This is a genomic window from uncultured Algibacter sp. (genome assembly GCF_947487575.1).
Taxonomy (GTDB): Bacteria; Bacteroidota; Bacteroidia; order Flavobacteriales; family Flavobacteriaceae; genus Algibacter_B.
Map to the genome: position 1 here is coordinate 260,535 of NZ_CANKXG010000001.1, position 14,718 is coordinate 275,252.

At 31.4% G+C, this 14,718-nt stretch carries 14 protein-coding genes; 1 reads left to right on the forward strand and 13 read right to left on the reverse strand.

The features are described from left to right. Positions 1 to 83: 83 nt before the first annotated feature. Positions 84 to 440, reverse strand: coding sequence for a hypothetical protein (locus Q0870_RS01120; RefSeq protein WP_298550276.1), 357 nt, complete (start codon positions 438 to 440; stop codon positions 84 to 86). Positions 441 to 514: 74 nt separating this feature from the next. Between Q0870_RS01120 and Q0870_RS01125 the strand changes: the two genes are divergently transcribed. Further along, positions 515 to 1,033 carry a CvpA family protein gene (locus Q0870_RS01125; RefSeq protein ID WP_298550277.1) on the forward strand — a complete coding sequence of 173 codons (519 nt, stop codon included), beginning with the start codon at positions 515 to 517 and terminating at the stop codon, positions 1,031 to 1,033. 49 nt (positions 1,034 to 1,082) lie between these two features. Here the strand turns inward: Q0870_RS01125 and Q0870_RS01130 are convergent, their stop codons facing one another. From Q0870_RS01130 to Q0870_RS01185, 12 genes are all read right to left on the reverse strand, one after another. Continuing rightward, on the reverse strand, positions 1,083 to 1,712 hold the full coding sequence (locus Q0870_RS01130; protein ID WP_298550278.1) for a carbonic anhydrase family protein: 630 nt from the start codon (positions 1,710 to 1,712) through the stop codon (positions 1,083 to 1,085). Positions 1,713 to 1,733: 21 nt separating this feature from the next. After that, entirely contained in the window at positions 1,734 to 3,596 is a 1,863-nt protein-coding gene (locus Q0870_RS01135) for a SulP family inorganic anion transporter (RefSeq protein WP_298550279.1), read from the reverse strand. Positions 3,597 to 3,692: 96 nt separating this feature from the next. Continuing rightward, positions 3,693 to 4,481: a universal stress protein gene (locus Q0870_RS01140; RefSeq protein WP_298550280.1), complete on the reverse strand. Its 789-nt coding sequence runs from the start codon at positions 4,479 to 4,481 to the stop codon at positions 3,693 to 3,695. Between the two features lie 18 nt (positions 4,482 to 4,499). Next, positions 4,500 to 6,080 carry a SulP family inorganic anion transporter gene (locus tag Q0870_RS01145; RefSeq protein WP_298550281.1) on the reverse strand — a complete coding sequence of 527 codons (1,581 nt, stop codon included), beginning with the start codon at positions 6,078 to 6,080 and terminating at the stop codon, positions 4,500 to 4,502. An 83-nt stretch (positions 6,081 to 6,163) separates the two neighbouring features. Continuing rightward, positions 6,164 to 6,445: a hypothetical protein gene (locus Q0870_RS01150; RefSeq protein ID WP_298550282.1), complete on the reverse strand. Its 282-nt coding sequence runs from the start codon at positions 6,443 to 6,445 to the stop codon at positions 6,164 to 6,166. 77 nt (positions 6,446 to 6,522) lie between these two features. After that, positions 6,523 to 7,275, reverse strand: coding sequence for a tetratricopeptide repeat protein (locus Q0870_RS01155; protein WP_298550283.1), 753 nt, complete (start codon positions 7,273 to 7,275; stop codon positions 6,523 to 6,525). 1 nt (position 7,276) lies between these two features. Then, on the reverse strand, positions 7,277 to 9,049 hold the full coding sequence (locus tag Q0870_RS01160; protein WP_298550284.1) for a BatD family protein: 1,773 nt from the start codon (positions 9,047 to 9,049) through the stop codon (positions 7,277 to 7,279). An 80-nt stretch (positions 9,050 to 9,129) separates the two neighbouring features. Further along, positions 9,130 to 9,987: a tetratricopeptide repeat protein gene (locus Q0870_RS01165; protein ID WP_298550285.1), complete on the reverse strand. Its 858-nt coding sequence runs from the start codon at positions 9,985 to 9,987 to the stop codon at positions 9,130 to 9,132. 98 nt (positions 9,988 to 10,085) lie between these two features. Further along, the gene (locus tag Q0870_RS01170) at positions 10,086 to 11,123 is read right to left on the reverse strand and encodes a VWA domain-containing protein (RefSeq protein ID WP_298550286.1); all 1,038 of its coding nucleotides are present in this window, start codon (positions 11,121 to 11,123) and stop codon (positions 10,086 to 10,088) included. Between the two features lie 19 nt (positions 11,124 to 11,142). Next, positions 11,143 to 12,147 carry a VWA domain-containing protein gene (locus Q0870_RS01175; protein ID WP_298550288.1) on the reverse strand — a complete coding sequence of 335 codons (1,005 nt, stop codon included), beginning with the start codon at positions 12,145 to 12,147 and terminating at the stop codon, positions 11,143 to 11,145. After that, entirely contained in the window at positions 12,147 to 13,850 is a 1,704-nt protein-coding gene (locus Q0870_RS01180) for a BatD family protein (RefSeq protein WP_298550289.1), read from the reverse strand. Before Q0870_RS01180 ends, Q0870_RS01175 begins: the two co-directional genes overlap by 1 nt. Next, entirely contained in the window at positions 13,850 to 14,716 is an 867-nt protein-coding gene (locus tag Q0870_RS01185; protein ID WP_298550290.1) for a DUF58 domain-containing protein, read from the reverse strand. Before Q0870_RS01185 ends, Q0870_RS01180 begins: the two co-directional genes overlap by 1 nt. Positions 14,717 to 14,718: the final 2 nt, after the last annotated feature.

Below are 14,718 nucleotides of genomic sequence, written 5' to 3' on the forward strand. Positions count from 1 at the left end.
TTGCAGTGGAAATCCTTTTTTGAGGCACGAAAAAAAGATTGGGAACGAAAAGCCCGACCCTTTTGGGTAACGCCCTAATTATTTTATTGGATATACTCGGTTTCTATAAAGTAATTTACGATAGCTTCCTTCATTAAAACGCTTTGCTCGCCTCCTTTTAAATGCGGTAATGCTTCAAGAGTTTTGTAATGTGGCCAACCGTCTTCATCAACAAAATCGAGTTCGTAATAGCCATAAGGTGTTAGCAGTTTGCAAATGGCAATATGCATTAGATCTAGCTTTTGGTCTTTTTTAAATGTTCTATCTAACTGACCAAGTTCTTGCACGCCAATAAGATAAATTATGGCATCCAAATCCAGCGGGTCGCCGTCAGCAAATTGATTAGATAATTTTTTTACTACCAATTGCCAGCGTTCTTTTAATTGTACGTCTCTTGCCATAATAAATTGAAAGCTGCAAAGTTAATAAACCAAAGTGTTAGTATTATTTTATATTTGTTTTAAATTATTTTAATATGGGGGTTATTGATATTGTTTTAGGGGCGTTAATTTTATTTGGGCTTGTTCGTGGTTTTATGAAAGGGCTTTTTGTTGAAGTGGCCTCTTTAGTAGCTTTGGTTGCTGGAGTTTATGGCGCCATACATTTTAGTAATTTTGCTGCCGAATTTTTACAAACTAAAACCGAATGGAACGAAAAAACCATTAATATTGTTGCTTTTGCGATAACCTTTGTTGTTATAGTTTTAGCCATTGGACTGGCGGGAAAAGCATTAACTAAACTGGCTGATTTTGCTGCTTTAGGTATTATAAATAAGCTTGCTGGTGGTGTTTTTGGAGCATTAAAAATTGTCTTAATTTTGAGTGTAGTTTTAAATATTTTTGATAAACTTAATAATACGATTACGCTTTTAGATGATGATACTAAAGAAAGTTCTGTGCTTTACAAACCTGTAAAATCGTTGGTACCTATGATTTTTCCTAATCTATTAAATCTTAATGAAGAAAATGCTTCTACTGAAGAACATGAGACATAAAAAAAGCCACTAGAAAGTGGCTTAATATTTTATTAAAAATGAATGCTTTTTAAAGCATTTCTACTTTTCCAGAAGACAACATATATACGCCACCTACAATTTTAATATCGCCAGCGTCTTCCATTTCTTTTAAAATAGGACTGCGCTCTCTAATACGCTCAATAGTAAGCTTCACATTGTTCTCAACTGTTTTGGCTACAAATACTTTATTTGAAGAATTAGCTTCACCTTCAACTTCATCTGCAGATTGCTTCACTGCTGGTAAAATGTTTGCTAACAAATCTGTAATATTGCCCAGTTCAACACCATCGCAAGCTGCTTTTACAGCTCCACAACTTTCGTGACCTAGCACTAAAATCAATTTACTACCTGCAACTTTACATGAATATTCTAAACTTCCTAAAATATCAGTATTTTCAAAATTACCAGCTACTCTAGCAACAAAAACATCGCCTATAGCTTGGTCTAAAACAGTTTCTACAGGAACTCTAGAATCTATACAAGAAAGCACTACTGCTTTTGGGAATTGCCCGCCAACAGTTTGTGAAACCAAAGCAGAATTATCAACTGCTTGCATATTATTATTTACAAATCTTTTATTTCCATCTAATAAATCGTCTAAAACATTTGAAGGTGATAGACTTGTTTGTACATCTTTGGTAATTGCTATATTTTTCATAATATTTATCTGTTTATTTTTTTAGTATTTATCTTTTATATTTTCTTTTATCCATAACATGGAATCGTGGAACGTCTCAAATATATGTTCATTTGGAACAAAATCTGGAATAATATCAATACGCTCCATCATATATCTTGGTTGTTTTAATAAGCCAACAAATAACACTTCAACATCATTCTTTTTTAAATCTTGAAGCATATCTTCCATAGCATATAATCCTGATTGATCCATATACTGCATACGGCCTAACCTTAAAATAACTATTTCTGCTGTATTTGGTATTTGAGCAGAAAGTTGCTGGAAATCGCTAGTAGAACCAAAAAACAAAGGGCCTTTTAGGTGTTTTATAAACACCTCTTCTTTTAAGTTTGAAGGAAACTCATCTTCATCTGCCCATGCTTCTTCTTTAAGCGGTTTTACCTCAGATCGTTCCGCAGTTAAATCACCTATTTTTTTCATAAACATTAAAGAAGCTATAACTAAACCAATTCCAACAGCATACACTAAGTTCCAAAAAGTAGAAAGTACTAATACAACTAACATAATCATTACTTCTGAACTTAATTTAATAGGACCTAGTTTGATGTCTTTTGGAAGTGCTGGTATAGCCTTCAAACCTTTATAATCCATAACTCCAATACCTACAGTAATTAAGATTCCGGCTAAAACGGCTGCAGGGATCTGAGATGCTATTGGTCCTAATCCTAAAAGGATAATTAATAACATAATACCAGCTATCATTCCTGATAGTTTAGTTTTTCCTCCTGAAGTAATATTTACAACAGTTCTTATTGTTGCTCCTGCTCCAGGAATTCCGCCAAAAACAGCTGCTATACTATTACCTATGCCTTGACCTACCAACTCCTTATTTGGTTTGTGTTTCGTTTTGGTCATATTATCAGCTACCACACTTGTAAGTAATGAATCTATGGCACCTAATAATGCTAATGTAAGCGCTGTAAAAATATAAGGCGAAATACTACTCAAACTAAAACTTGTGAAAATTTCTAAATTAGGAATAGGTAATCCACTTGGAATTTCTTCAATAGGTCTATAACTTAACCCAAAGCCTACAGCAATTCCAGACATAACTATTAAAGCCACTAAGGTACTTGGAATAGCTTTGGTAATCCTTTTGAATCCATAAATTATAAAGATGGTTCCTAAAGCTAAAATTAACTCTAACCAGTTAATATTTTGTAAAGCTTTTGGAAAGGCTTTTATAGCTCCCAATGCGCCCGATGTTTCTTTTGCAGCTAATGTTTGAGACTCTTTTAAAATAGCATCTTGCGAAATTTCATGTGCACGATTAATAGTTTCTTTAAAATCTTCAAGAACTAGAATACCTTCTCCTGCTTCCTCTTTCAATATGTTTTCAAGGATAACTTCTTCTGCTTGTGGTTTAAACGTATTTACAAATTCCATATCTTCTTTTGGATAATATCCTAAAGAAGGGAGAATTTGAGTTAATAGTATAATAACACCAATAGCTGTCATAAAACCAGAAACTACAGGATAAGGAATGTATCTAATATATTTTCCAAGACCTAATACACCTAGACCTACCTGCATTAATCCTGCTAGTAAAAAAACAGTAAGAATTACAGGCAAAGCTTTATTAACATCGCCATCATTAGTAGCAATAATACCCGCAATAACTACCATACTTACAGCTGTCATTGGAGCAGTTGGACCAGAAATTTGTGTACTGGTACCTCCAAAAAGCGCAGCAAAGAAACTAATAAAAATAGCTCCATAAAGTCCTGCTGTAGGGCCTAATCCAGAAGAAACACCAAATGCAAGTGCTAAGGGTAATGCAACAATTCCTGCTGTAATGCCACCAAAAGCATCGCCTTTAATATTTGAAAATAAATTTTTCATAAATCTTAAATTACAACCTCTAAGTTAGTTAAATAGGATAAAATAAAAGGCGATTTTAACTGTTTTTGGTTTTATTAAATCTTTTAGATAATTTTTTTAGGCTACTAATAACGAAACATTAAGCTTATTAATAACTTTATAAAGTTCTGGCTTTGATAGTTCATTTAAAACCCCTTTATTGTTTCTATCTAAATATAAGAGGTTTACATTGCTTTTCTCTAAATAATTAGATAGATTTTGAATTGTGTTACTGCCTTTATCAAAAACATATTTTACGGTTTTAATCGTATTCATATTATGTCCTGAATCCGAAGATTCTTCACCTAAATGAAATTCCTTTAAAGGCTTTTGGGTATGTTCTAATAAGTCCTTAACAAATTGGGTGTTTAAATTAGTAATATTACTATTTAGAACTCCTAATAATAAATTTTTATTAGGCTCTAAAAAATTTTTATCAGATGCTACCATAATAGCTCCTTTAAAATTTTCAAAAACAAATTTGATTGTTTTGTCTCCCAACCCTAATAGTTTTTGTTTCCTTTTTCCTAGTATAATAATATCTGGTTTATAAGCTTTAATACGCTTAGATATTTCATCTTTTAAATTTCCAATAACCACCTTGTAATTCAACTTTAAACTATAAGCTTCAGAAATAGGTTTTACAAGCTTTTTTATAGCTTTATTAGAAGTAATATATTCATCATTAATTGTTCTAATAGCTGATAACTGATTTTCTTTATTTACAACCTCTAGAGGTTTTTTTACATGGAAAAATTCTATATCTCCTTCAATAATGTTCGCTAAACTCACAGTGCTTTTTAATATTGAATCTGTTGATTTTTTTAAATCAGAAAGCACTAAAATTTTATATTTATTTTTTTTCATTTTATTCTATTTTTATAATTAAGCTGATTTTGGCCTTAGTTTGAAAAACTCAATAAAACTATCTGGGTTTTCAACTATTCCACGTTCAGATGTTAACTTAATATCTATATTTCTTTCTCTTGCTTTAAAGGCAAAATCTTCTAAAATTTCAATAATATCATTATCTAAATATCTAGTTTTCCTTACATCTAATTCTAAATAAGTATCTCTAGGTAAACTATCTAATTCTTTAAGAATAGCTCCTTTATTGAAAAAAGTAACCTCTTCGGCAAGTGTCATTTTTATTTTATGCTTTCCGTTACTTTTATCTTCAATATGTAAAAAATGAGAGTTTTGAAAACTTTTAATCAATATTACTACTATACCTACTGTAAGTCCAAGTCCAATACCCCAGAGTAAATCTATAAATACAATACCAAAAACTGTTACATTAAATGGTATCCATTGTTTCCATCCTAAATTAAACATTTGCTTAAAAAGTTTAGGTTTTGCTAATTTATAGCCAACTACCAATAAAATTGCAGCTAGTACTGAAAGCGGAATCATATTTAATAATTTTGGAATTACAATAACAGAGATTATCAAAAAGAAACCATGAATTATAGCTGACATTTTAGACACGCCTCCTGATTGAATATTAGCTGAACTCCTAACAATTACTTGCGTAATTGGTAAACCTCCAATTAAACCTGAAAGAATATTTCCTGTACCTTGAGCTAACAATTCTCTATTAGTAGGTGTTACATTTTTATGAGGGTCTAGCTTATCTGTAGCTTCAACACATAATAAAGTTTCTAAACTTGCTACAAGCGCTATAGTAAATGCTACAATCCAAACATCTGGCTCAGTAATAACAGTAAAATTTGGAAAACTAAATTGCCCAAAAAATGAAGATGCATCTTTAGGAACTGGTACTGATACTAAATGAGATTTAGATATTGCCCACATATCCGTTGATTGTGTAACAGCGAAAAAAATTATTCCAATTACTACTGCTACTAAAGGGCCTTGAATAAGCTTAAATATTTTACCTTTTTTAGATAAAACACGCTCCCATAGTATTAATATTCCTAATCCAATAAATCCAATAAGTGCGGATCCTGGTGTTATATATTTGAGAGTTTTAAATATATCAGAGAAGGTATTTTCTCCATCTACTTGAAAAAAGGCAAAATCGCCTTCAGGGTCGGCGTCATATCCAAAAAAATGTGGTATTTGTTTTAAGATAATTATAATACCAATACCTGTTAACATACCTTTAATAACTGATGATGGAAAATAGTACCCAATAACTCCTGCTTTAAGAAAACCAAAAACCAATTGAATGACTCCTCCTAAAACTACAGCAACTAAAAAGTTTTGATATCCTCCTAGTGTTCCTATTGCTGTTAATACAATTGCAGCTAACCCTGCTGCAGGACCACTTACTCCAATATTTGAGCCACTTAAACTGCCCACTACAACACCACCTATAATACCTGCTATTAATCCTGAAAAAAGTGGAGCACCACTTGCTAAAGCAATACCTAAACATAAAGGTAAAGCAACAAAAAATACGACTATACTCGCTGGCAAGTCATTTTTAATCGTTTTAAACATAAAATAAAAAAGTTTCACTTCTGATGTAAAAAATACCAAAAGCAGTTAAAAATTAATTGTGACCTTAAAGGCCATTGACTAAACTATGATATGCTAAACTCTGGAGGAGGAGAGATGAGGTTAAGGTAAGGTCTTGTATAGTTTTTAAAATAATGCGTTAAATTAATTTCTGCTTCATTAACAGTAAAATAGGAGTTTCCTTTTAAAAACTCGTAGTATAACAACTCCTTATCTTTTTCTTGTTTTTCTTGACCTTTTTTTTCTTCTTCTTCACTTGAAGTATAGAATACTGATATATCTGCAGAATCATCAATCAATATTATAACTGTTGGTGCCACTAAAAGCACCAAGAATAATGTTGACAATATGATTGAGATTATATTTCTATACATTGTTTTCTTAAATGGCTAATATAATTAATTTTGTTTAATTAAAAATTAATTTACTTCAACGTTTTAATATCATCTGATATTACCCAACCTACTTTCCCGTCAGAAAGTTTTATTTTTTTCCAGTCATTATAAACTTCAACAACTTGCACTTTGGTACCTTCATGTAGTCGAAAAGATTCTTCACTTCCAGAATTAGGATTACTTTTTACTTTACTTTCTTGAGCAAAAATAATAGCGGGATTATCATTTTTATCTAAATTATATTTATGAAAAGCAAAAGCAAGAGTTATAAATACCAATATTAAAGCAGTAACGCTACCTATAAAAGCTAGACGTTTATTTAATGTTGAATACGCAAAATAGTATATCAAGAATAGTATGACAAAACAAAACACCAAAGTAACTGCTGCTTTTGCCCAAGCATCAAAAGACATTTTATGAGTTGTGGTATTCAATAATTTTGAAAATCCTGCATCTGGAATAACGTCAATAGCATCAATAGTCATATTTCTAGCAAACGCTATATTGTTTTTTATTTCAGAATCTTCAGGATTCAACAATAATGCCTTTTCGAAATAATATATACTAGGTGCAATATTATTTAACTTATAATGTGCATTGGCTAAATTATAATACAAATCTGCTGAATGCTTTTTGGTCTCTAAAATCGCACTATAATTATCTATTGCCTCGGCATATTTACCTTCGTTATATAATGCATTTGCTTTTTCAAACAACGTTTGGTTTTGAGCAAAAAGCCCAAAACTAAACAATAACGATAGTATGTATAATCTTTTTTTCATATTAACGTGCTTGCTTATCAATTAAAGAAATTGTTTTTGCAGACTTATCATAATCCTCTTGCATAGTAACAATATCTATAGGCGTATATCTAGCTAATTCGCAACTTTCTAAAATGCTTTCAAAATCTTTAATAACAGTTTCTTCAACGCCTTTTTCATTTAATAAACTCTTAATTTTATCTTTACTTAACTCATTCGTTTCAATATGTAATTTTGCTTTTAAATAATTATGCAATGCTTTTTCTAAGGCTATATAAAATGCTTCTTTTTTTCCCAAAGATTTTTTTGCATTACCTAAATATTTACGTGCCAACTTATTGGCTTTTCTAATTTTATTACCGTAAACATCTGCATTTCTACTGGCTTTCTTTTTTCGAATAATAATTGCTAACGGAATTACTAACAAAGGCAACAATAGTAAATTCCAAAACAATTTGGTTTTAAAAAAATAATTGGGCTTTACATTTGAAAAATTAGTTTTTGTTTTAATAAAAGCAAACTGATTGCTGTTTAAAACAACAGCCTGTTTATTACTGTTTAGTGTGGTGTTATTTTCAGATGAAGATGAATTATTAGAAGGCCCATTTAAAACATTAATAACTATTTCATCTGAAGACAGCCTTTTATAGCTTTCTGTTTTTAAATCAAAATATGAAAAAGAGATACTTGGAATAGGGTATTTACCTTTAAATTGAGGCACTACAGTATAACTGTCTGAAATACTACCTTGCATACCAGATAAATTAGTTCTAACACTTTCCTTATGCTCAGGCTCATAAACCTCTAAAGAACTTGGTAGCGATATTTTTGGCAGTTTAAACAGTTTTAAGTTTCCACTACCCTTTACACTAACTTTTAATTGAAGTGACTCTGAAGCGTCTAACTCTTTTTTTGAAGATGACACATCTAATTTAAAATCTCCAACCGCACCAGTAAAATCAACTGGTTTTCCTTCATTTGGTAAAGCTTTTACATTAATTGTTTTATTACCAGCTGAAACAGTTCTGCTAACTCTTGTCATTAATAAACTTCCAAAAATATCTCTTCTATTAGAAGGTACACGCATTGATAGGTCTAAAGTTAGCGGCTCAATATTTAGTTTCCCAGTTTTTTGAGGGTATAAAACCGTTTTTCTTAAAACTAAATACCGATAATCCTCTCCCTTATAAGTTCCATTTTGAACTTTTTGACCTTTTGTGTTTATGTTCTGACTCCAAAAATCATTATATCTTGGTGTGTCAATTTCATTCCAATTATCAACAGCTATTTTAGGTGAAACATATAATTTGTAAACTACAGTTATTGCTTCATTTAAATACGGATTTGTTTTTGAAACCTCGGCAACCAAATGAATGTTTTCGGATGCTAAATAATTTGGATTATTTGGGTCTTTAGGAATATCTACCGCAGCCGTTACCTGAACCTTTATAGGAGTGGTTTTAAAAATTTCTCCTTCAATTTTTATTGTAGCCTGAGAAATTATAAAGTTTCCTCGTTTTTTAGGAGCTAAAAAATATGTGTATGTTTTTTTAAAAGACCGCTTTCCGTTAATCCAGGAATTACTTACAGATTGATTTGGGCCGCCAACAACGGTAAATCCTGTAAAATCTGGAGGGTTAAAATTATCTCCATCTTGGTTCATTTCAAAATCAACACGCAAGCGTTCATTTACACCAAGTTTATTTTTACTAATCTTGGCATCAAATTTCACCTGTGCAGAAACAAAGGTTGAAATGAGTAGTAAAATTATATATATATGTTTTTTAATTTTCATTATTCTTAAATAGAGATGCTTCAACGGCACTAAGCATTACAAATAAACACTTTATTTTAATCTTCAGACTTCAATTTCTTTTACCAATCTTTTTCTGTTTTAATCTTTACGCCTTTTTGTTTTTCAGCATTCATTTTTTCTTGAACCTTTTGTTCTTGATTATTCATAGCTTCTAACAAACTTTTTATTTGCTGAGGAGATAATTGTCCTGGCTGTGGCTGTGGTTGTTTCTTTTCTTCTTTTTCTTTGTCTCCTTTTCCTTTATCTTCTTCTTTATCCTTTTTTTCATCATCTTTAGGTTTGCCTTCTTCATCCTTTTCGTCCTCGCCTTCTTTCTTTTCTTTGTCTCCTTCGTCCTTCTTGTCTTCCTTATCTTCGTCCTCTTTATCTTTATTTTCTTTATTCTCTTGATCGTCTTTGTTTTCGTCTTTTTTGTCCTGATCTTCCTTATCGTCTTTATTTTCGTCTTCTTGTTTTTGTTGTTCTTCAGCACAAACTTTTGCAACACCTAAGTTATATCTGGTTTCATTATCAGTTGGGTCATTTCTCAAAGCGCTTTTATAAGCTTCAACGGCTTCCTTGCATTTTTTGTTTTGCATTAAAATGTTTCCAATATTATGAAATGCTTTATGTTTTTCGCTTTTTGAACTGGCGGTTTCTGTGGCTTGCTGAAGACGATATAATGCTTCTTCAAAATTTCCGCTCTTATAATAAGACGTTCCTAAATTATAGGCTCCGGCTACTGTAGTTGGCTGTTCTGAAATGGCTTTTCTATACTCCATTTCAGCTGAAACAAAATCTTCTCCTTCAATTAGTTCATTGCCTTCATACACAAAGTTATTTGCTTTTTTTTCAGCCAATAACAACGCTTTATTCTCTTCTTGAGAAAAAGAAAAAACGGAACTTAACGTTAATATGAATAGTATTATATGTTTCATTTTTATTCCTAAATTATAGAATCTAATGCATTTTTGGCGTTAATTATTTTATAAAATTGAGGCCTTTCAATTATGCTTAAGGAGGCAACTCATTTTATTTATAGATTTTCATTAAAAAGATTCAATTTTTTTAACCAAGCCGTTTTTCTTTCTAACAGAAAAATATCTAATAATAAAAAGAAAATTCCAAAACCTAAAAACCACTGAAACTGATCTTTAAAATCGGCAAATTCTTTTGCTTCAAATTCGGTTTTATCCATAGCATTTAAAATCTCACGAATATTTTCTACCACATCATTAGTGCTTTTCCCATTTATATAAGCACCATTAGCCTCGGATGCAATATTTTGAAGCGTTTCCTCATTCAATTTTGTAATTACCGTTTCGCCTTGACTGTCTTTCTTGTAATTTAAAACAACACCGTTACGCTTTTCAGGAATTGGTCCTCCTTTTATATCGCCAACACCAATAGTAAAAATCCTAATACCTTCTTCACTTGCTTCTTCAGCTACAACAGCAGCTTGCTCGCTATGGTCTTCGCCATCTGAAATTATAATAAGCACACGATTAGTTTGCTCTTCATCATCAAAATAAGTTCTAGCTAATTTTATAGCTTCGTTTATAGCTGTTCCTTGTGACGAAAGCATATCGGTATTCATGCTTTGTAAAAACATTTTAGCAGATGCATAATCTGTTGTAATTGGTAACTGCGGAAATGCTTTTCCTGCATAGGCTATAATTCCAACACGATCACTAGCCAAATTATTTATAATTTGAGTAACTAATTGCTTAGATTTTTCTAACCGATTTGGAGCAATATCCTCAGCCAACATACTTTTAGAAACATCGATAGCAAAAACAATATCTACACCTTCGCGTTTTACTGTTTCTAGTTTTGTTCCAATCTTAGGGTTTACCAAAGCAATAATTAAACAAATAAATGCTAAGCTTAAAACAATTATTTTTAAAACAGATTTAAAAACAGACCTATTTGGACTTAATCTTTTAAGCAAAGAAGCATCAGCAAACTTTTTTTGTGTTTTATATCTCCAAAATTGAAGCACCAAAAAGAGTAAGATTATTACTGGAATAATCCCAAATGCCCAAAACCATATTTTTTCTTCTAATTGAAACATTCTAAATGCTTATTCGTTTTTATACAAAGCTTCTAAAAACAGTAAAACGCAATAGTAATTCTACAAGCAATAACAAGCCTGCTAAAATTACTAATGGTCTATATTTTTCTTCGTAATTATAATATTTAAACTCTTCTATTTCTGTTTTCTCAAGCTTATTTATTTCATCATAAATTTCTTCAAGTTTTTTGTTATTGGTAGCTCTAAAATATTTACCGCCCGTAACCTCAGCAATTTCTTTAAGTAAATCTTCATCAATCTCCACTTGAATTCGTCCATATTGAAAGTTTCCATTTGGCAAAATAGCAACAGGTGATAATGCCATTCCGTTGGTTCCTAAACCAATGGTGTATGTTTTTATATCATATTCAACCGCCAATTCGCTGGCTATTTTAGGGTCAATAAATCCTGTATTGTTCACTCCATCTGTCAACAAAATAATAACTTTACTTGATGCTTTACTATCTTTTAATCGGTTTACTGAAGTTGCTAAACCCATACCAATAGCGGTACCGCCTTCAATAATGGTGTTGTATTTAATACTCTTTAATGAGCGAAGTACTATAGCTTTGTCACTAGTAATTGGTGTTTTTGTATAACTTTCACCAGCGTATTCAACCAAACCAATTCTATCGTTTGGTCTGCCTTTAATAAATTCTGAAGCTACTTTCTTTAAGGCCTCCAACCTATTGGGCGACAAATCTTTAGCCAACATACTTGCTGAAACATCAATAGCCATAACAATATCTATGCCTCGAGTAGTTTTTGTTTTTGTAGACACATCAACCGATTGCGGTCTTGCCAAAGCCATGATTAAGAGTGCCAATGCTAACAATCTAAGCACAAACAATAAGGGTCTTAATTTTGGCAACCAGGGATTGGTGATTTTAAAGCCTTTTAAACTTGATATTTTAAGTTCGGCCGTTTGTTTTTTGTTTTTCAAAACATACCAAAGGGTAGCCAAAGGAAGTGCTAATAGCAACCAGAAAAATTCTTTATTTACAAATTCAATCCCTTCAAACATTATTCTTCTGCTGGTTTAAGTTCAACTGAATTTAAAATACGCTCTACCATTTGTTCAGCATATACATCTTGTTCTTTATAAAAAAGCATTACCTGTTGAATAACACTTTCTGCTGTGAAACCTAAAATAATATATTTACCTTTTTCAAGTTTATCAGTACCAAGAACTGGAGAATCCATAGAACCATAAATTTTTAAGCCTTCGGCACCATTTGGTGTTTCAAACTTTTCATTTTTGGTAATTATATTTTGAGCTCCTGCGTTTTCAATAAATTTTAAAGTACCCTCCATGGCCTGTTCAAGGTCTATTTTGTTTTCTCCTAAATTCTTGATTTTTGTTGTAGCTACCTGTATTTGAAATTTCTCCATTAAGCTGCCATAACTAAATTGAGTCAGCTCTATTTGTTGTGCCATTTCTTCTGGCAATTCCGGTGTTGTTCTTTTTAAAACTTTAGGTGTTGAAATGGTTATTGGAGGGAATCCATATTCACTGCGTACCCAATCTCCCTCAAGAAGTTCTTTACTATCATGACCAATAATGGTGTCTTTTACAAAATCAAAACCATACTTTACAGAAAGCCCTGTTAATGTTGCTAGTAATAAAAAAACACTAATACCAACTGTTAGCCAAACTTTTTTACGTTTCTTTTTACGTTCTTGTTCTTCTCTATATTTTTCGTCTAATAGTTTTTCCTCTTCTGTAGGCTCTGGTAATGCTTCTTTAACATGATCTATTTCTACATCAATAGTATCTCTATCAATTTTAGCCAGTTCAATATCCGGAGCAGATTTGGCAAATTTTACTAAATCTGCACGTTTTAAAATACTTTCTAAATTCTTAATATCCTCTTTACTAAGATCAACTTGATTACCATCTTTAAGTAAATTTAATCTGGTAATTAACTCATCTGTAGTACTTTCTAAAGCTTTATCATATACTTTTTCATCTAGATATTTCCTGATAATAAACGTTAAATCAGAATAGTAATCTTTTAAATTCTGGTTTTCTAAATATGGGCTATCATCTAGTTTCTTAAGTGCTAATTTCGCTCTGTCGTAAGGCGGTAATAATGCAATTTCCTCTTCTTCAGTTAAAGGCTTTTTTCGCCATATAAACCAGTATAATAAAAATGCAACTGCACCAATAATTAATAATGTAAGTAATAGATACTTCCACCAATTGCTTCCTCTTTTTTCAACTGCAATAATGGGTTTTATATCGTAAAGTCCTTGAGTAGTATCTACCACAACATTATTAACCTCAACTTTTAAAGAGTCGGTAAAAAACGTTTTATCTCCAATAATAATTTTTTGCCTAGGTATAGTGTATTTACCTGAATCAAATTGGGTTAATCCGTATTTTTTAATCAGGTTGTATTTAGCCTTTTTATTTAAGGTGTCAACATTATAAGATTCAATCATTTCTAGAGGTGAAAATGTTTGACCCTCAGGAAAAACAACCAAATCTGTTGTGTCTGATTCAACTTGAATATAATAGGTAATTTGCTCTCCAATTTTAATTGAAGTTGAATCAATAGTTGATGATACTTGCGAGAATGAGAAAAGAGAAAAGAGTATAAAGAATAGGGAGATTGAAGATTGAAGCCTGAAGCTTGAAATCTTCTTAATCATATCTATAATTTCTATCTTAATTTCGTTTTTCATATTTATTTTCATACTTCTAACTTCGCACTTCGTGCTCATTATCCTCTTCTTTTAAAATATCCTAATAGCTTTTTTACATAGCTTTCATCAACACGACAATCAATAGCTCCTGCTCCAGACTTAGTAAAGCTTTCTTTGTAATAATCTACTTTTTGATTATAAAATTCCCCGTAATTGAGACGTACTTTTTTTGAAGATGTGTTTACCAGCATTAGTTCGCCAGTTTCTTCATCTTGCATTTGTACCATCCCTAAATTGGGTATATCTTCTTCGCGTTTATCATAAACTCTAATACCAGTAACATCGTGTTTCCCAGAAACGATTTTCATGGTTTGATGGTAATCATCTGCAATAAAATCAGACAACACAAATACTATCGCTTTTTTCTTCATGACGTTTTGCATGAATTTTAAAGCTTCGGCTAAATTAGTTTGTCTACTTTCTGGTTCAAATTCTATTAACTCGCGAATAATACGAAGTACGTGCGAACGTCCTTTTTTAGGCGGAATATATAATTCTACTTGGTCTGAAAATAAAATCAAACCAATTTTATCATTATTCTGTGTTGCTGAAAATGCTAATGTTGCGGCTATTTCTGTAACCACTTCATTTTTAAATTGTTGTTCTGTACCAAATAATTCAGAACCTGAAACATCTACCATAAGCATCATGGTGAGTTCTCGTTCTTCCTCAAAAACTTTTACATAAGGCTCATTATAACGTGCAGTAACGTTCCAATCAATATTTCTAACATCATCTCCAAATTGATACTGGCGTACTTCACTAAAAGTCATACCGCGCCCTTTGAAAGTAGAATGATATTCCCCTCCAAAGATATGATCAGACAATCGACGTGTCTTAATCTCTATTTTACGTACTTTTTTTAGTAATTCTTTAGTATCCAATT